18 protein-coding genes are annotated in these 17,657 nt (G+C 70.6%); 14 read left to right on the plus strand and 4 right to left on the minus strand.

Features of this window, described 5'->3' with window-relative positions:
- Nucleotides 1-105 precede the first annotated feature (105 nt).
- Both ACFYPA_RS32685 and ACFYPA_RS32690 read right to left on the minus strand, forming a co-directional pair.
- On the minus strand, nucleotides 106-1,428 hold the full coding sequence (locus tag ACFYPA_RS32685) for a D-arabinono-1,4-lactone oxidase (protein WP_359085407.1): 1,323 nt from the start codon (nucleotides 1,426-1,428) through the stop codon (nucleotides 106-108).
- Complete coding sequence (locus ACFYPA_RS32690) at nucleotides 1,385-2,632, minus strand: MFS transporter (RefSeq protein WP_359317391.1); 1,248 nt, start codon at nucleotides 2,630-2,632, stop codon at nucleotides 1,385-1,387. Before ACFYPA_RS32690 ends, ACFYPA_RS32685 begins: the two co-directional genes overlap by 44 nt.
- A 158-nt stretch (nucleotides 2,633-2,790) precedes the next feature.
- Between ACFYPA_RS32690 and ACFYPA_RS32695 the strand changes: the two genes are divergently transcribed.
- Together ACFYPA_RS32695 and ACFYPA_RS32700 are read left to right on the plus strand one after the other, a co-directional pair.
- Nucleotides 2,791-3,918, plus strand: coding sequence for a ferrochelatase (locus ACFYPA_RS32695; RefSeq protein ID WP_389135995.1), 1,128 nt, complete (start codon nucleotides 2,791-2,793; stop codon nucleotides 3,916-3,918).
- 65 nt (nucleotides 3,919-3,983) lie between these two features.
- Nucleotides 3,984-4,802: an inositol monophosphatase family protein gene (locus ACFYPA_RS32700; protein ID WP_359085404.1), complete on the plus strand. Its 819-nt coding sequence runs from the start codon at nucleotides 3,984-3,986 to the stop codon at nucleotides 4,800-4,802.
- Between the two features lie 114 nt (nucleotides 4,803-4,916).
- Here ACFYPA_RS32700 and ACFYPA_RS32705 read toward each other — a convergent pair whose 3' ends face one another.
- Nucleotides 4,917-5,090 carry a hypothetical protein gene (locus tag ACFYPA_RS32705; protein WP_359085403.1) on the minus strand — a complete coding sequence of 58 codons (174 nt, stop codon included), beginning with the start codon at nucleotides 5,088-5,090 and terminating at the stop codon, nucleotides 4,917-4,919.
- Nucleotides 5,091-5,510: 420 nt separating this feature from the next.
- On the opposite strand from ACFYPA_RS32705, the gene ACFYPA_RS32710 reads away from it, so the two are divergent.
- The 4 genes from ACFYPA_RS32710 (at nucleotide 5,511) to ACFYPA_RS32725 (ending at nucleotide 9,110) form a co-directional block, all read left to right on the plus strand.
- Complete coding sequence (locus tag ACFYPA_RS32710) at nucleotides 5,511-6,164, plus strand: response regulator transcription factor (RefSeq protein ID WP_018551468.1); 654 nt, start codon at nucleotides 5,511-5,513, stop codon at nucleotides 6,162-6,164.
- Nucleotides 6,165-6,169: 5 nt separating this feature from the next.
- Complete coding sequence (locus ACFYPA_RS32715; RefSeq protein WP_359085402.1) at nucleotides 6,170-7,402, plus strand: ATP-binding protein; 1,233 nt, start codon at nucleotides 6,170-6,172, stop codon at nucleotides 7,400-7,402.
- Between the two features lie 405 nt (nucleotides 7,403-7,807).
- Nucleotides 7,808-8,104: a DUF4193 domain-containing protein gene (locus tag ACFYPA_RS32720; protein WP_003965732.1), complete on the plus strand. Its 297-nt coding sequence runs from the start codon at nucleotides 7,808-7,810 to the stop codon at nucleotides 8,102-8,104.
- Between the two features lie 13 nt (nucleotides 8,105-8,117).
- Entirely contained in the window at nucleotides 8,118-9,110 is a 993-nt protein-coding gene (locus ACFYPA_RS32725; RefSeq protein WP_389135998.1) for a hypothetical protein, read from the plus strand.
- A 235-nt stretch (nucleotides 9,111-9,345) separates the two neighbouring features.
- Here ACFYPA_RS32725 and ACFYPA_RS32730 read toward each other — a convergent pair whose 3' ends face one another.
- Nucleotides 9,346-9,804: a DUF3093 domain-containing protein gene (locus ACFYPA_RS32730; protein WP_359085400.1), complete on the minus strand. Its 459-nt coding sequence runs from the start codon at nucleotides 9,802-9,804 to the stop codon at nucleotides 9,346-9,348.
- 58 nt (nucleotides 9,805-9,862) lie between these two features.
- Between ACFYPA_RS32730 and ACFYPA_RS32735 the strand changes: the two genes are divergently transcribed.
- The 8 genes from ACFYPA_RS32735 to ACFYPA_RS32770 all read left to right on the plus strand — a co-directional run bounded on the left by ACFYPA_RS32735 (nucleotide 9,863) and on the right by ACFYPA_RS32770 (nucleotide 17,531).
- A complete protein-coding gene (locus tag ACFYPA_RS32735) occupies nucleotides 9,863-10,447 on the plus strand; it encodes a PaaI family thioesterase (protein ID WP_326657385.1) in 585 nt (194 codons plus the stop codon).
- Nucleotides 10,447-10,980, plus strand: a complete 534-nt coding sequence (gene dut, locus ACFYPA_RS32740; protein WP_359085399.1) for a dUTP diphosphatase — start codon at nucleotides 10,447-10,449, stop codon at nucleotides 10,978-10,980. The genes ACFYPA_RS32735 and dut overlap by 1 nt, the downstream gene beginning before the upstream one ends.
- 1 nt (nucleotide 10,981) lies before the next feature.
- Entirely contained in the window at nucleotides 10,982-11,746 is a 765-nt protein-coding gene (locus ACFYPA_RS32745) for a DUF3710 domain-containing protein (protein WP_359085398.1), read from the plus strand.
- Nucleotides 11,747-12,061: 315 nt separating this feature from the next.
- Nucleotides 12,062-12,151: a K(+)-transporting ATPase subunit F gene (gene kdpF, locus ACFYPA_RS32750; RefSeq protein ID WP_326657383.1), complete on the plus strand. Its 90-nt coding sequence runs from the start codon at nucleotides 12,062-12,064 to the stop codon at nucleotides 12,149-12,151.
- Between the two features lie 7 nt (nucleotides 12,152-12,158).
- Entirely contained in the window at nucleotides 12,159-13,826 is a 1,668-nt protein-coding gene (gene kdpA, locus ACFYPA_RS32755; RefSeq protein ID WP_389136003.1) for a potassium-transporting ATPase subunit KdpA, read from the plus strand.
- Nucleotides 13,827-13,906: 80 nt separating this feature from the next.
- A complete protein-coding gene (gene kdpB / locus ACFYPA_RS32760; RefSeq protein ID WP_389136005.1) occupies nucleotides 13,907-16,003 on the plus strand; it encodes a potassium-transporting ATPase subunit KdpB in 2,097 nt (698 codons plus the stop codon).
- Between the two features lie 6 nt (nucleotides 16,004-16,009).
- Nucleotides 16,010-16,687, plus strand: a complete 678-nt coding sequence (locus ACFYPA_RS32765) for a potassium-transporting ATPase subunit C (protein WP_389136008.1) — start codon at nucleotides 16,010-16,012, stop codon at nucleotides 16,685-16,687.
- A 109-nt stretch (nucleotides 16,688-16,796) separates the two neighbouring features.
- Nucleotides 16,797-17,531 carry an ABC transporter ATP-binding protein gene (locus ACFYPA_RS32770; RefSeq protein WP_359085394.1) on the plus strand — a complete coding sequence of 245 codons (735 nt, stop codon included), beginning with the start codon at nucleotides 16,797-16,799 and terminating at the stop codon, nucleotides 17,529-17,531.
- Nucleotides 17,532-17,657: the final 126 nt, after the last annotated feature.

The following is a 17,657-nucleotide window of genomic DNA, read 5'->3' on the forward strand; positions in this document are numbered from 1 at the left end:
CCCGCGGGGGGGGGGCCCCCCCCGGCCCCCCCCCCCCCCGCCCCCCCCGGGCCCCCCCCCCCGGGCCGGGGGGCCCCCCCCCCGCCGTTCCGGAGGGGGCGGGCTTCAGTCGCCCAGGATCCGGCGCAGGTAGTCGTTGGCGAACAGCCGGTCGGGGTCCAGCCGGTCCCGTACGGCGGTGAACTCGCCGAAGCGCGGGTACACCCCGGCGAGGTACTCGGCGTCACGCGTGTTGACCTTGCCCCAGTGCGGGCGCCCGCCATGCGCCGTCATGATCCGCTCGACCGCCGTGAAGTACGCCTGGTAGGGCGTGCCCCGGTACAGATGGACGGCGATGTACGCGGTCTCCCGGCCCGAGGCCGTGGAGAGCGCGATGTCGTCCGCGGGGGCGGTGCGCACCTCGACCGGGAAGCTGATCCGCAACGGGGAACGGTCCACCATCGCCTTGACCTCGCGCAGCGCCTGGACGGCGGCCTCGCGCGGCAGGGCGTACTCCATCTCCACGAACCGGACCCGGCGCGGGCTGGTGAAGACCTTGAAGGGGATGTCGGTGTACGTGCGGGCCGACAGGGCCCGGCTGGAGAGCTTGGCGATCGAGGGGATCGTGGCGGGAACCGCCCGGCCGAGCGAGCAGGCCACCTGGAAGACGCCGTTGGAGAGGAGCTCGTCCTCGATCCAGCCGCTGACCTTCCCGGGCGGGGCAGCGGGGCCCGCACTCCGGTTGTTGCGCTTGGTGTTGCAGTTTCCCGTGTGCGGGAACCAGTAGAACTCGAAGTGTTCGTTCTCGGCCACCAGCTGATCGAAGTCCGTCGTGACCTTGTCGAACGTCATCGGCTCCTCACGGGCCGTCAGCAGGAAGACCGGCTCCACGGCGAAGGTGATCGCCGTGATGACGCCCAGCGCGCCGAGCCCGATCCGGGCGACGGCGAAGATCTCGGGGTTCTCGGTCTCCGAACAGGTCAGCACGGTCCCGTCGGCGGTGACCAGTTCCAGGGCGCGGATCTGCGCGGATATGGACGCCGAGTCGCGGCCGGTGCCGTGGGTGCCGGTCGATGTGGCCCCGGCGACCGTCTGCTCCATGATGTCGCCCATGTTGGTGAGCGAGAGCCCCTCGCGGGCCAGCGCGGTGTTGAGCCGCTTCAGCGGGGTGCCCGCCTCGACGGTCACCGTCATCGCCGCACGGTCGATGTCGCGGATTCCGGTGAGCAGGTCGGGGCGGATCAGCAGCCCGTCGGTGGCTGCGGTCGCGGTGAACGAATGGCCGGTGCCGACCGGCTTCACCTTCAGGCCGTCCTCGGACGCCCTGCGGAGAGCAGCGGTGAGTTCGTCCACGGAGGCGGGGGACACGGCCCGTACCGGGCGGGCGGTGACGTTCCCCGCCCAGTTACGCCACGCGCTCGTCGTCGTCCGTGCGTAGGTGTCGGTCATCTTCCCCGCGCCCTTCCGTAGGAACCGGCCCTGTGAGCCGGCGGTACCCCAGGATCGCCACCGCGGCCGCGAGCGCTCCCGCCACGGCGGGCACCGCGTACCCCGCCTCCGCCCCGGACGCGTCGACCACCCAGCCGGCGGCCGAGGAGCCGAGCGCCACGCCTACGGCGAGCCCGGTGCTGGTCCAGGTCATGCCCTCGGTCAGTCTGGTGCGCGGTACGTGCTGTTCGACGAGGGCCATGGTCGTGACCATCGTCGGTGCGACGGAGAGACCCGCGACAAAGAGCGCCACGGCCAGGAACGGCAGGTTCCCGGCCAGTTGGAGGGGGATCATACTCACGGCCATCGCACACACTCCCACCAGCCACCGGGTGGACGGCCGGCCCTTGAGGTGCAGCAGGCCGAAGAGGGCCCCGGCCAGACAGGACCCCATCGCGTAGACCGCCAGCACCAGGCTCGCCGCGGCCTTGTGGCCCTGCTCCTCGGCGAAGGCGACGGTCACCACGTCGACCGCGCCGAAGATCGCCCCGGTCGCCACGAAGGTGACCACGAGCACCTGCAGCCCGCGCGAGCCCAGTGCGGAACCGGTGGTGTGCCGGGCAAGCGGGTGCGGCACCGGTTCGGTGGCCCGCTGGGCGGTCAGCCAGAACACTCCGACCAGCAGGAACCCGGCGGCGAGCAGCGGACCGGCCTCGGGGAACCAGGCGGTGGAGAGCCCGATGGAGATGATCGGGCCGAAGATGAAGCAGACCTCGTCGACGATCGATTCCCACGCGTACGCGGTGTGCAGCTGCCGTGCCGAGCCGCGGTAGATCTCCGCCCAGCGGGCCCGGACCATCGACCCGACGCTGGGCACGCACCCCGCACCCGCCGCGAACACGAACAGGGTCCAGTCCGGCAGTCGCTGCTGCGCGCAGACGAGCAGCCCGGCCACGGCCGCCAGCGCGACGAGTGTCACCGGGCGCAGCACCCGGCGCTGTCCGTGCCGGTCGACCAGCCTGGACACCTGCGGCCCGACCACCGCGGCCGACATCGCGAGGGTCGCGGAGAGCGCGCCCGCCAGCCCGTACCGACCGGTCAGCTGGGAAACCATGGTCACGACGCCGATGCCCATCATGGACAACGGCATCCGGCCGAAGAAGCCGGCCGAGGAGAATCCCTTGGCGCCGGGGGCGGCGAAGATCGCGCGGTAGGGACTGGGCAAGGGGGCTCCGCTACGGCGTGGTCACACGCGGTGTCAGGGGTGAACGTGGCCGATACAGCTTACGCGCGGGCCGCCGCGCCGGACACCGGGATGCCGGGCGTCCCGCGCGGCGGATGTCGGTGGGAGCCGGACCGCGGACGGGTGGCAGGATCGATGTCATGTCCGATCTGCGCGATCCCGCCCCCTACGACGCCCTGCTGCTGCTCTCCTTCGGAGGCCCCGAAGGCCCGGACGAAGTGGTTCCGTTCCTGGCGAACGTGACCCGCGGCCGGGGAATCCCCGAGGAGCGGCTGAAGGAAGTGGGCAAGCACTACTTCCTCTTCGGCGGTGTCAGCCCGATCAACGCCCAGAACCGGGCGCTGCTCGAAGCCCTGCGCAAGGACTTCGCGGACCACGGACTCGACCTGCCCGTGTACTGGGGCAACCGCAACTGGGCGCCCTACCTGACCGACACCCTCCGCGAGATCGCCCGCGCCGGGCACCGCCGCATCGCCGTCCTGGCGACCAGCGCCTACGCCTCGTACTCCGGCTGCCGGCAGTACCGCGAGAACCTCGCCGAGTCACTGGCCGTCCTGGAGGCCGAGGGACTCCCGGTGCCACGCGTCGACAAACTGCGGCACTACTTCAACCACCCCGGCTTCGTCGAACCGATGGTGGACGGTGTCCTCGCCTCGCTCGCCGAGCTGCCCCCGCAGGTGCGAGCGGGCGCGCATCTCGCCTTCACCACGCACTCCATCCCCACGTCGGCCGCGGACACCTCGGGCCCGGTGGAGGCACACGGGGACGGTGGCGCGTACGTCGCCGAGCACCTGGACGTGGCACGGCTGATCGTGGCGGCCGTGGCCGAGAGGACCGGCGTCGAGTACCCCTGGGAGCTCGTCTACCAGTCGCGCAGCGGCGCCCCGCACATCCCGTGGCTGGAGCCCGACATCTGCGACCACCTGGAGTCGCTGCACGGTGACGGCGTCCCCGCCGTGGTGATGGCCCCCATCGGTTTCGTCTCGGACCACATGGAGGTCCTGTACGACCTCGACACCGAGGCCACGGACAAGGCGGCCGAGCTCGGCCTCACGGTGCGCCGGTCCGCGACGGTCGGCGCCGATCCGCGGTTCGCGGCAGCGGTGCGCGACCTGGTGCTGGAGCGCGCCGCCACCGAGCAGGGCCTGGGCCGGCAGCGGTGCGCGCTCGGGACGCTCGGGGCGAGCCACGACCTCTGCCCGGTCGGCTGCTGCCCGGCCCGGGCCCCCAAGCCGGCCGCCGCGGGCGCCGACAGCCCGTTCGCGTAGAGCGAGCCGACAGCCCGTACGCGTAGAGCGATCAGACCCGTACCCCTCACCCTCCTGGGAGCGCCGTGACCGACCCCCTGCTGTCCGAACTGCTCGACCTCGCCCTGGACGTCGCCCGCCGCGCCGGCGCGCTGCTGCGTGACGGCCGCCCCGCCGACCTGGGGGTGGCCGCGACCAAGTCCAGCCCGGTGGACGTCGTCACCGAGATGGACATCGCTGCCGAGAAGCTGATCACCGGCTTCCTGTCCGAGCGCCGCCCGGACGACGGCTTCCTCGGGGAGGAGGGCGCCAGCTCCGAGGGGAGCAGCGGTATCCGCTGGGTGATCGACCCGCTCGACGGCACCGTGAACTATCTCTACGGCCTGCCCACGTGGGCCGTCTCCGTCGCCGCGGAGCGCGACGGCGAGCGGATCGTGGGCGTCGTGGAGGTCCCGATGCGCGGGGAGACCTACCACGCGGTGCTCGACGGCGGTGCGTACGCAAAGGGCGGGGCGTACGGGGAAGGCGCCCGGCTGCGCTGCCGGCCGGCCCCGCCGCTCGACCAGGCGCTCGTGTCGACCGGTTTCAACTACGTCGCCGACGTCCGCGCCCACCAGGCGGACGTGGCGCGCGTCCTGATCCCGCGGCTGCGGGACATCCGGCGCGGCGGTTCCGCGGCGATCGATCTCTGCGACGTCGCCGCCGGCCGCCTCGACGGCTACTACGAGCGCGGCCTCCACCCGTGGGACCTCGCGGCCGGTGACCTCATCGCCCGGGAGGCGGGCGCGCTGACCGGCGGACGCCCGGGACAGCCGGCCGACGGCGGGCTGACGGTGGCCGCGTCCCCCGGCGTCTTCGAGCCGCTCCAGGCCCTGCTGGAGGAGCTCGGTGCCTGGCACGACTGACTCCCGCGCCGACCGGACCTGCGAGAACCGCTGAGCGGGCCGCGGGCGGCGCCGGACACGAGAAGGCCCCGCGGAGCATGCCGGTGCGGCACCGCGGGGCCTTCTCCTGACGGCTCAGACGCTCGTGGCGCCGATCTGAACGCCGTGCTCGGCAGCGAGGCGGTGCAGGTCGTCCAGCTCGCCCTGCTCGACATCCGCAAGGAAGTCGTCGCCCGTCTCGCGGGCCTTCGTGAGGTCGGACTCGGTGGTCTGGATGCGTTGCAGCAGACCTGCGGTGAAAGCGTCCATGAAGCGCCCCCTCATCGTGGGTCGGTGGCACGGGGGTGTGCCCGGGTTTCCCTCCGCCGAGGCGGTAGGGCGGGTGATCACGCACTCTCCGGGGGACGGAGGGGCCTGTGGCGCGCCACATACGGGACGTGATCGCGGGTGTGAATTCGTCCTCCCCGCCCCCACCCTCAGAGAAACCTCAACTGGCCCGGGAATCCTCCGAATTCCCGGAAGCCGCAGGTCGGGCCACGCCGTCTTACCGCCGGTTTATACGCGTAACGGGCAGGATGGAGCCGCACAGACCGTGCCGGGACGCGGTCCGGATCATGGACGACAGGTCCTTCCGGACGCCCCGCCGGTCTGCTGAGAGCGTTGTGAAGTTCCGCCGTCAAGCAGTTCCGCCGTGAAGTTCTGCCGTGAAGTTCTAGGGAAGGAAGCGCCGTGCGCGTACTCGTCGTGGAGGACGAGCAGCTGCTCGCCGATGCGGTGGCCACCGGATTGCGCCGGGAGGCCATGGCCGTCGACGTCGTGTACGACGGAGCGGCGGCCCTGGAACGCATCGAGGTCAACGACTACGACGTCGTGGTCCTGGACCGGGACCTCCCCCTGGTGCACGGGGACGACGTCTGCCGCCGGATCGTCGAGCTGGGCATGCCGACCCGGGTGCTGATGCTCACCGCTTCGGGGGACGTCAGCGACCGTGTGGAGGGCCTTGAGCTCGGCGCGGACGACTACCTGCCCAAGCCCTTCGCCTTCAGTGAGCTGACCGCGCGGGTCCGGGCCCTCGGCCGGCGTACGACGGTGGCCCTGCCGCCCGTCCTGGAGCGGGCCGGGATCAAGCTCGACCCGAACCGCCGTGAGGTCTTCCGCGGCGACCAGGAGGTGCAGCTCGCCCCCAAGGAGTTCGCCGTGCTGGAGGTCCTGATGCGCAGCGAGGGCGCCGTCGTCTCGGCCGAGCAGCTCCTGGAGAAGGCCTGGGACGAGAACACCGACCCGTTCACCAACGTCGTCCGGGTGACCGTCATGACGCTGCGGCGCAAGCTCGGTGAGCCGCCGGTGATCGTCACGGTGCCCGGCTCCGGCTACCGGATCTGACGCGGGTGCCCACCGTCCCGCCGCCCGCGTCGGCGCCCCCCAAGCCCACCTGGGAGCCCAAGCAGCAGGAGCCCCCGTACCCCTGGCTGCGTCCGACCATCCGGATAAGGCTCACCCTGCTGTACGGCGGCATGTTCCTGATCGCGGGCATCCTGCTGCTGTCGATCATCTACATGCTGGCGGCCCAGGCCCTGCACGTGGGCAGCGAGCTGCCGTTCAAGATCGTCAAGGGGCAGGTCACCAGCGAGGTCTGCAACCTGCCCGAGAACGCGTCCCCGGACTCGTTCAACGCCGCGATGAACGCCTGCGTCAACCACCAGCGCCAGCAGGCACTCGACACGCTCCTCAACCGCTCGCTGCTGGCCCTCGTGGGCCTGAGCGTCATCGCCTTCGCCTTCGGCTACGCCATGGCGGGGCGGGTCCTCTCGCCCCTGGGCCGGATCACCCGCATCGCCCGCCGGGTGGCCGGAACGGACCTGTCCCGCCGCATCGAGCTGGACGGCCCGGACGATGAGCTCAAGGAGCTCGCCGACACCTTCGACGACATGCTGGACCGGCTGGAGCGGGCCTTCACCGCGCAGCAGCGCTTCGTGGGGAACGCGTCCCACGAGCTGCGCACCCCGCTGGCCATCAACCGCACGCTGCTGGAGGTCCACCTCTCCGACCCCCAGGCACCTCCCGAGCTCCAACAGCTGGGGAAGACCCTGCTGGCCACCAACGAACGCAGCGAGCAACTCGTGGAGGGCCTGCTGCTGCTCGCCCGCAGCGACAACCAGATCGTCGAGCGCAAGCCCGTCGACCTGGCCGAGGTGGCCTCCCGCGCGCTGGACCAGGCGCGGGGCGAGGCGGAGGCCAAGGGCGTGGAGATGCGCGGCGAGCTGGCCCCGGCCGTCGTGCAGGGCAACGGTGTCCTGCTGGAGCGGATCGCGCTCAACCTCGTACAGAACGCTGTGCGCTACAACGTTCCGGCGGACGGCTGGGTGGAGGTCAGCACCGAGCTGCTGCCGGGGCACGCCCTGATGGTCGTCACGAACACCGGACCGGTGGTGCCGGCCTACGAGGTCGACAACCTCTTCGAGCCCTTCAGGCGGCTGCGTACGGAGCGGACGGGAAGCGACAAGGGAGTCGGCCTCGGCCTGTCGATCGCGCGCTCCGTGGCGCGTGCTCACGGAGGCCGTATCATCGCGGAGCCCCGCGAGGGCGGTGGTCTTGTGATGCGCGTCTCACTGCCGGTCTGAGAGGCCGGGCGGGGCGCAATCCGGACGGATTATTTTTGTTCGCTTTGAGCGGAATTTTCGGGACTCGGTCCCGGAGGGGCCGTGTGTGATCGATCACAGGAGCGATTTTCCGTCCATCCACGCTCCGTGATCAGGAATCCCTCCGGAAATCCCGCAAAAGTCGGGTTTTCGGGGGCCAATATCACGGGAAGTACACGGGGTGGTGCTGGCAAACAACACCGCCGGGACCGTGTACGGTCCCCATCGCCACCCAAGCCGATCACTCTCGAGCGGTCCTTTTGGGTGTCGATTGAGTAACAGACCTTGATGTGAGGCAAAATCTCCGCCTCGGGTCGGGCACAAGTCCGGCCTCTCACGCGTTACGTGCGCTGAGACACCGCAGACACCCAGAGGGGGAGAGCGACAATGGCAACGGATTACGACACCCCACGAAAGACCGACGACGACGTCGATCAGGACAGCCTTGAAGAGCTCAAGGCTCGCCGGAGCGACAAGACGGCGTCCGCCGTCGACGTCGACGAATTCGACGCGGCCGAAGGACTGGAACTGCCCGGCGCAGACCTGTCCAACGAAGAACTGGCCGTACGGGTCCTGCCCAAGCAGGCCGACGAGTTCACCTGCATGAGCTGCTTCCTCGTGCACCACCGCAGTCAGCTGGCCCGCGAGAAGAACGGCCAGCCGATCTGCCGCGACTGCGACTGAGGTCCGGTCGGCCGTGGCAGGGGACACACCGTTCCGGAAGCGGCGCCGCCGGCGCAAGGAAGGGCCGGAGGCGCAACAGGGCGGTACACGCCCGGCAGAAGGCGTAGCAGCGCCTGCCGAGCGGTCCGCCCTGCCACCCACGCCGGGCGAACAGGACGACGAGCGAGGCCGGCAGGCCTCGCTCGAAGCAGTCGAAGCAGCTTTCGCGGCCATCGAGGCGGCTGCGGAAGTCGACACGGCCGACAGGGCCGGACAGGTCGACAGGACGGAGCCCGTGACCGGGGCAGGCCGTCTGAAGTCAGTGAAACGGGGCGTACGCAAGGGCGGGGAGAGCGCCAAGGCGGCGATCGGTCATATCGCCGACCTGATCATCGACACCGCTCCCCGCGTCCCTGTGCGCGACCTCGCCACCCTGCGCAAGCACTTCCCGGGCAAGGGGCCCGACGAGATCGCCGACCGGCTCATCGCCGGCGCCAGCAGGGCCACCGCGACCGTCGGCGCCGGAATCGGCGCGGCGGCCATGATGCCCGTCCCGCCCGCCATGCTCGCCGAGCTGGCCGCGGAGATCACCGGTGTGGCCGCGATCGAGATGAAGCTCGTCGCCGAGCTGCACGAGGTCTACGGGCTGCGCCCGCCGGGCAACCTCGCCCAGCGCTCCACCGCCTACCTCACGTCCTGGACGGAGGAGCGCGGCATCGACGTCGCCCACCCCACCACCGTCAACACGGCGCTCGGTGGTCAGATGAAGCGCGAGCTGCGCCAGCAGATCATGAAGCGCACCGTGCGCGACCTGCCCAACCTCATCCCGTTCATGATCGGCGCCGCCGTCGGCGCGATGATGAACCGGCGCGACACCAAGAAGCTCGCCGAACGGGTCAGGAAGGACCTGCGCGAGCGACAGGTCCCCTGGGACCGCCTGACGGAGCTGCCGCCGCTGGAACGGCCCGAGCGCCCGTACAGGGGCCTGCCCGAGACCGCGCAGGACCCCGAGGGCCCGCGGGGTTAGCGTCTTCCGCTTGGAGCAGGCTGGATCAGGCCCCGACCCCCGCCAGCCCAGCATGATTCGGACGAGAGGCCCTAAGGGCTGTCCCGTAATCCCTGGCGGGCGCACGACGACAGCTACGGCACCTCGCCGCGTTGTCGGAACGCCCGAATACATCCAGTATGCGGACGCCCCTCCGCCTTGCGATGCACCGCATCTGACGCCGCGCGCTGATCCACCAGGGATTACGGGACAGCCCTTAGGCCAGGCTCGCCGTCTTCAGGGCCGCCGCCAGTGCCTGCGGCTCGCGGGTCGACAGATAGACGTACGGAGTCGGATCCTCGGGATCCGTGACCTCCACGCGCACCGCCGTCGGGATGTAGCTGCGCAGCAGCATGAAGGCCCGGGTGTCCGCCTTGTACGAGCGCCAGGCGCGCGCCTCCTCGGCGTCCAGCACCTCGGCCTCGCCGAGCGCCGACACGGGGATTCGCGCGTCGCCCGCGACGAGGGCACCGGCCACCACCCGGATCCGCGCGGAGCCGTACGAGCTGACCGCCACCGCCGACAGCACGGTGCCGCCGGCCAGTCCGGCGAGCAGGGGCAGGGTGCCCAGCGGCAGCAGCATCAGCGCGCACGCGATGCCGACCAGCAGGGCGATGAACCACCACGAACGGGGTGCGGTGAGACGTTCGTCGAACGGCGGGGTGGAAGGCTGCATGAACCCAAGCTTGGCACGGCGCGACCAGCGGGTAGCCGCGCGGGTAAGGTCTGCGGCTGTGAGTGGAACATCTGCGGCTCTGAAGCCCCCCGCCGACGCGGTGAAACCGGTCCGGCATCCCGACGCCCCGGCACCCGGCGAGCTGCTCGGCGCGCACTACGAACACTGTTTCGGCTGCGGAGACGGACAGCCCCACGGACTGCACCTCCAGGCACGGGCCGGCGAGGGCGTCGGCGTCACCGCCGAGTTCACCGTGCAGGCCGCCCACCAGGGCGCCCCGGGCCTCGCCCACGGCGGAGTGCTGGCCACCGCGCTGGACGAGACGCTCGGCTCGCTGAACTGGCTGCTGCGCGTGATCGCGGTGACCGGACGGCTGGAGACCGACTTCGTCCGCCCCGTACCGGTGGACACCGTGCTGTTCCTGGACGCCGAGATCACCGCCGTGCACGGCCGGAAGATCTACTCCCGGGCCACCGGCCGGATCGGCGGCCCGGACGGGCCCGTGGCGGTCCGTGCCGAGGCCCTGTTCATCGAGGTCAAGGTCGATCACTTCATCGACAACGGCCGCCCCGCCGAGATCCGGGCGGCGATGGCGGACCCGGACCAGGTCAAGCGCGCCCGCGCCTTCGAGGTGAACCCCTGATGCGCCACCCCGTCGACGTCCTGATCCGCCGGGTCGACCCGGATGTGCCGATTCCGTCGTACGGGCATCCCGGCGACGCCGGAGCCGATCTGGTCACCACCGAGGCCGTCGAGCTGGCGCCCGGCGAGCGGGCCGTACTGCCGACCGGGGTTTCGATCGCCCTGCCGGACGGGTACGCCGCGTTCGTCCACCCCCGGTCCGGCCTCGCCGCACGCTGCGGAGTCGCTCTCGTGAATGCTCCGGGGACGGTGGATGCCGGGTACCGTGGAGAGATCAAGGTGATCGTCATCAATCTCGACCCGCGCGAGTCCGTGCGGTTCGAGCGGTTCGACCGGGTTGCCCAACTGGTCGTGCAGCAGGTCGAGAAGGTGCGCTTCCACGAAGTGTCGGAGCTGCCCGGTTCGGCGCGGGCCGAAGGGGGCTTCGGGTCCACCGGCGGTCATGCCGCCGCTGATGTTGATGGCGTCCGGGGCGGGGTTCCCCAGGGCGGGAACAGCTACGCTTCGGTCGAATCCGACCGGGAAGGAAAGTGACGTGTTCGGACGTCGCAAGAACAGTGGTTCCGCCGATGACACGGCGGACGAAGCGCGCGAGGCCGAGCAGGTCGTCGACGGGCTCGATGACGCCGAGGGCGGATCGCGCCGGACGAACCTTCCGCCGGCGCCGCGGCCCGACGGTCCCTGGGACATCGACGAGGTCTCCCAGCCCGGCGAGGGCCGGGTCGACCTGGGAGGCATCTTCGTGCCCGGTGTCGAGGGCATGGAGCTGCGCGTAGAGGTCGCCGGTGACGCGATCGTCGCCGCCACGGTCGTGCTGCGCGACAGCGCGATCCAGCTGCAGGCCTTCGCCGCCCCCAAGAAGGAGGGCATCTGGGGCGAGGTCCGCGAGGAGATCGCCTCCGGCATCACCCAGCAGGGCGGCATCATCGACGAGGTCGAGGGCCCGCTGGGCTGGGAGCTGCGCGCGCAGGTCCCCGTACAGCTGCCCGACGGGGCGAACGGCGTGCAGATGGTGCGTTTCGTCGGCATCGACGGTCCGCGCTGGTTCCTGCGCGGGGTGATCTCCGGCCAGGGCGCCGTGCAGCCGGAGGCCGCAGGCCTCCTGGAGACGGTCTTCCGGGACACCGTGGTCGTCCGCGGCGACGGCCCGATGGCCCCGCGCGACCCGATCGTCCTCAAGCTGCCCAACGACGCCCAGATGGTTCCCGAGGGCGTGCAGCAGGAGGAGCAGGAGGGCTCGAAGTTCTCCGGTGGCATGGCGGGCCTCCAGCGCGGCCCCGAGATCACCGAGGTGCGCTGACCCGCACCCGCAAGCACCGGCCGGTGGCCCGTATCCCTTCCCTGGGGTACGGGCCACCGGCTTCTGTGCGTCCGGGTGCGCCCGGCGTCCGTATGGGGGGCGTATCGGGCACGTACAGGCGCCGTCAAGGCCGGGCCCGTCTCCGTAAGGAAGGCATCAACGCAGGTCACAGGGGCGCCGACGGGAGGTTTGCTCATGAGGTCCGAGCAATCCGTACCTCACCCGGGAGCACCCGATGGCCGACCTGGCCTTCGTCGTCACCACGATCGCGGTCTTCGCGCTGGTGGCACTCATCGCCAAGGGGGTGGCGAGGCTGTGACTGCCGAAAACGTGACCGGCCTCGTCGTGGCCGCAGCCCTGCTGGGCTACCTCGTCCTCGCCCTCCTGTACCCGGAGAGGTTCTGAGCCCGATATGAGCCCCGTCCTCGCCGGCGTGCTCCAGGTACTCGCGCTCGTCGTGGCGCTGGGTCTGGCGTACCGCCCGCTCGGTGACCACATGGCCCGCGTCTACACCTCGCCCCGCCATCTGCGGGCCGAGAAGTGGATCTACAAGGCCATCGGCGCCGACCCCGACACGCAGATGCGCTGGCCCGCCTATCTGCGCGGTGTTCTCGCCTTCTCCGCCGTGAGCGTCCTCTTCCTGTATCTGCTGCAGCGGCTCCAGGGCTCCCTGCCCGGGTCGCTCGGCTTCGCCTCGATCGACCCCGACCAGGCGTTCAACACGGCTGCCTCGTTCGTCGCGAACACCAACTGGCAGTCGTACTACGGCGAGCAGGCCATGGGGCACGTCGTGCAGACCGGCGGCCTCGCGGTGCAGAACTTCGTCTCGGCCGCCGTCGGCATCGCCGTGGCGGTGGCACTCGTACGTGGCTTCGCCGCCACCCGCAGCGGTGAACTCGGCAACTTCTGGGCCGACCTGGTCCGTGGAACCGTGCGCATCCTGCTGCCGATCTCGGTGATCGGCGCGCTCGTGCTGGTCGCCTGCGGAGCGATCCAGAACTTCTCCGGCATCCACGAGGTCGGTCAGTTCACGGGCGCCCCGCAGCAGTGGAACGGTGGTGCCGTCGCCTCCCAGGAGGTCATCAAGGAACTGGGTACGAACGGCGGGGGCTACTTCAACGCCAACGCGGCCCACCCCTTCGAGAATCCCAACGGGCTCTCCAACCTCTTCGAGATCTTCCTGATCCTCGTCATCCCCTTCGCCCTGACGCGCACCTTCGGCCGCATGGTCGGCTCGCTCAGGCAGGGGTACGCGATCCTCGCCACCATGGGCGTCATCTGGCTCGGCTTCACCGCGCTGATGATGTGGACCGAATTCGCCCACCACGGGCCCGCGTTCGACATCGCGGGCGGGGCAATGGAGGGCAAGGAGAACCGGTTCGGCGTCGGCGGATCGTCCATCTTCGCGGTGGCCACCACCCTCACCTCGACCGGCGCGGTGAACTCGTTCCACTCCTCGTTCACCGGTCTCGGCGGGGGCATCACGATGCTCGGGATGCAACTCGGTGAGATCGCGCCCGGCGGTACCGGCTCCGGGCTCTACGGAATGCTCGTCATGGCGGTCATCGCGGTGTTCATCGCCGGTCTCATGGTCGGCCGCACGCCGGAGTACCTGGGCAAGAAGATCGGCACCCGCGAGATCAAGCTCGCCGCCTGCTACCTCCTGATCACCCCGGCCCTGGCGCTCTGCTTCACCGCCGTAGCGATGGCCCTGCCCACGCCGGGCGACTCGATGACCAACACCGGGGCGCACGGCTTCTCGGAGATCCTCTACGCCTACACCTCCGGCGCGAACAACAACGGTTCGGCGTTCGCCGGGCTCGACGCGGACACCCAGTGGTTCAACACCACGATCGGACTCGCGATGCTGCTGGGCCGGTTCCTGCCCATGGTGTTCGTCCTGGCCCTGGCCGGATCGCTCGCCGGGCAGCGGCCCGTACCGGCGACCGTCGGCACCCTCGGTACCCACAAGCCGCTCTTCAGCGGACTGCTGGTCGCCACCATCATGATCATCGCCGGTCTGACCTACTTCCCGGCCCTCGCCCTGGGACCGCTGGCCGAGGGGCTGGCGTCGTCATGACCCTCCGTACGAAGCAAACCGTCCCTGCGGAGCGAATCCTCCGTACGAAGCGAACCGTCCGCACGAAGCAAGAGGACGCGATGTCCACAGTCGATCCGGCCCGCGCACCGCACCAGGACACACCGGCCGGGCCCACTTCCGAAGGGCGCGTCGGCGCCGGGCTGTTCGATCCCCGGATGCTGATCGCCTCCTTCCCCGACGCGCTACGCAAGCTCGACCCACGGGTGATGGCCAAGTCGCCGGTGATGTTCGTGGTGCTGGTCGGCTCCGTCCTGACCACCGTGCTCGCCGTACTGGACCGGACCGACTGGTTCGGCTGGGCGATCGCCGTGTGGCTCTGGCTGACGACGATCTTCGCCAACCTGGCGGAGGCGGTCGCCGAGGGCCGCGGCAAGGCCCAGGCCGACACCCTGCGCAGGGCGAAGACGGACACGGTCGCCCGCAGGCTGACCGGGCGGGCCGAGGAACGGATCCCCGGGACCGACCTGCGCATCGGCGATCTGGTCGTCTGCGAGGCCGGCGACATCATCCCGGGCGACGGAGACGTCGTCGAGGGCGTCGCCAGCGTCGACGAGTCCGCGATCACCGGCGAATCGGCCCCGGTCATCCGGGAGTCCGGCGGCGACCGCAGTGCCGTCACCGGTGGTACGAAGGTGCTCTCCGACCGCGTGGTCATCAAGATCACCACCAAGCCGGGGGAGACCTTCATCGACCGGATGATCGCCCTGGTCGAGGGTGCGGCCCGGCAGAAGACGCCCAACGAGATCGCCCTGAACATCCTCCTGGCCTCCCTCACCGTCATCTTCCTGCTCGCCGTCGTGACCCTTCAGCCGTTCGCGATCTACGCGGGCAGCGAGCAGTCCATGATCGTGCTGGCCGCGCTGCTCGTCTGTCTGATCCCGACCACCATCGGCGCGCTGCTCTCCGCGATCGGCATCGCCGGCATGGACCGTCTCGTCCAGCGCAACGTGCTCGCCATGTCCGGCCGGGCCGTCGAGGCCGCGGGTGACGTCTCGACGCTGCTGCTCGACAAGACCGGCACGATCACCCTCGGCAACCGCCGGGCTGCCGCGTTCCTCCCCGTAGCCGGCGCGACGGAGGCCGAACTGGCGGACGCCGCCCAGCTCTCCTCGCTGGCCGACGAGACGCCCGAGGGCCGGTCCGTGGTGATCCTCGCCAAGGAGAGGTACGGCCTGCGCGAGCGGCACCGGGGCGAGCTCGGACACGCCGCATGGGTGGCCTTCACCGCCCAGACCCGTATGTCGGGCGTGGACGTCGACGGGCACAGGGTCCGCAAGGGCGCGAGCGGATCGGTCGTCGCCTGGGTGAAGGAACGGGGCGGGAGCGTCCCCCCGGACGTGCATGCCCTCACCGACCGCATCTCCGCGGCCGGCGGCACCCCGCTGCTGGTAGCCCGCCAGGACGCGGCAGGCGCCCGGGTCCTCGGCGTCATCCACCTCAAGGACGTCGTCAAGGAGGGCATGCGGGAACGGTTCGACGAACTGCGCCGGATGGGCATCCGTACGGTGATGATCACCGGCGACAACCCGCTGACCGCGAAGGCCATCGCCGAGGAGGCGGGCGTCGACGACTTCCTCGCCGAGGCCACCCCCGAGGACAAGATGGCCCTCATCAAGCGGGAGCAGGCGGGCGGCAAGCTCGTCGCGATGACGGGTGACGGCACGAACGACGCCCCGGCGCTCGCCCAGGCCGACGTCGGCGTGGCGATGAACACCGGAACCTCGGCCGCCAAGGAGGCCGGGAACATGGTGGACCTGGACTCCGACCCCACCAAGCTGATCGAGATCGTGGAGATCGGCAAACAGCTGCTGATCACCCGCGGCGCACTGACGACGTTCTCCATCGCCAACGACGTCGCGAAGTACTTCGCGATCATTCCCGCGATGTTCGCCGTGGTCCACCCGGGCCTGGACAAGCTCAACATCATGGACCTGTCCTCGCCGCGCTCCGCGATCCTGTCCGCCGTGATCTTCAACGCCCTGATCATCGTCGCGCTGGTGCCGCTCGCCCTGAAGGGTGTCCGCTACCGGCCCAGCGGCGCCGACTCGATGCTCCGGCGCAACCTCGGCGTCTACGGGCTCGGCGGCCTGATCGCCCCGTTCGTCGGCATCAAGATCATCGACCTGATCATCTCCCTCATCCCCGGAATCGGCTGACCTGCCATGAACAACTCCGTAGGAAACTCCGCCCGACTCCTCTGGGCGGGACTGCGCGCCCTGCTCGTCCTGACCCTGGTCTGCGGTGTCATCTACCCGCTCGCCGTCACCGGCGTCGCCCAGGGACTCATGCCCGGCCGCGCCAACGGCTCGGAGATCACGGCGAACGGCAAGGTCGTCGGCTCCGCACTCATCGGCCAGCGCTACGACCTGCCCTTGCGGAAGGGCCAGGAGACCGCGGCCCCCGACCTCACGTGGTTCCAGCCCCGCCCCTCCAACGGCCTGGGCACCAACAGCGTGAACACCCGGTACTCGCTCATCCTCTCCGGCGCGACCAACCGCTCCGGCGACAACGAGGAACTCATCGACTGGGTCACCGCCGCCAAGGCCGCCGTCGTCGAGGACAACTCCGTCCCCGGCCACCCCGTCAGCCCCTCCCAGGTCCCCGCCGACGCCGTCACCTCCTCCGGCTCGGGCCTCGACCCGGACATATCCCCGGCCTACGCCCGGCTCCAGGTGAACCGCGTCGCGGCGCGCAACCACCTCGACGCCGCCCAGGTCGCCGAGCTCGTCGACCGGCACACCGACGGCCGCGTCCTCGGCTTCGCCGGTGAACCGCGGGTCAACGTCCTCCAGCTCAACATCGCGCTGCGGGCGCTCATGAACGGCACGGGAACGCGCTGAACGCGCCCATGCCCGGGTCCGCCGCCACGGCCGGACCCGGGCATTGCCCGGCCCCCGGGCGTATGCACATACTGGCGGCCGACAGGCCGAATGACGTACGGGGAGCGACATGACCGAGAGCACCGCAGCCACGGGCAGCGGCAAGGAGAGCGGCACCACCGTCGCCGAACGGCCGATGGTCCGGATCGAGGACCTGCACCGCTCCCACGGCTCCGGCGCCGGTGCCGTGCACGCCCTGCGCGGGGTGTCCTTCGAGGTGCCCCGCGGTGAGCTCGTCGCGCTGAAGGGGCGTTCCGGCTCCGGCAAGACGACGCTGCTCAACCTCGTCGGAGGCCTCGACACCCCCGACAGCGGCCGGATCACCGTGGACGGCACGGACCTCTCCTCGCTCGGCGAGAACGGACTGCTGGAGCTGCGCCGCGACCGCATCGGCTTCATCTTCCAGTCGTTCGGCCTGATCCCGATCCTGACCGCGGCGGAGAACGTCGGCGTGCCCATGCGGCTGCGCAAGGCCGATCCGCGCGAACGGGAGGAGCGGGTCTCGCTGCTCCTGTCCCTGGTCGGTCTCGCCGACCACGCCGCCCAGCGTCCCGGCGAACTCTCCGGAGGCCAGCAGCAGCGCGTGGCGATCGCCCGCGCGCTCGCCAACCGGCCCGCCCTGCTGATCGCCGACGAACCCACCGGACAGCTCGACGCGGAGACCGGCCTCGCCGTGATGCAACTGCTGCGCGCCGTCGTCCGCGGCGAGGGCGTCACCGCACTCGTCGCCACGCACGACGCCCAACTGCTCGGCCTCGCCGACCGGGTGCTCGAACTGCGCGACGGGCACATCGTCGAGCACTGACGAGCGTCCCCGACGCCCTCCGGCCGGGGCATCAGAATTGTGTCAATACGGACCGCAGCCGCACTCCGCACCCGATATGTCGGAAAATCACGGAGTAGTTTCGACAGTGGCTGCCGCATGGGCCGC

This window comes from Streptomyces sp. NPDC005775, from assembly GCF_042871565.1.
Lineage (GTDB): Bacteria > Actinomycetota > Actinomycetes > Streptomycetales > Streptomycetaceae > Streptomyces.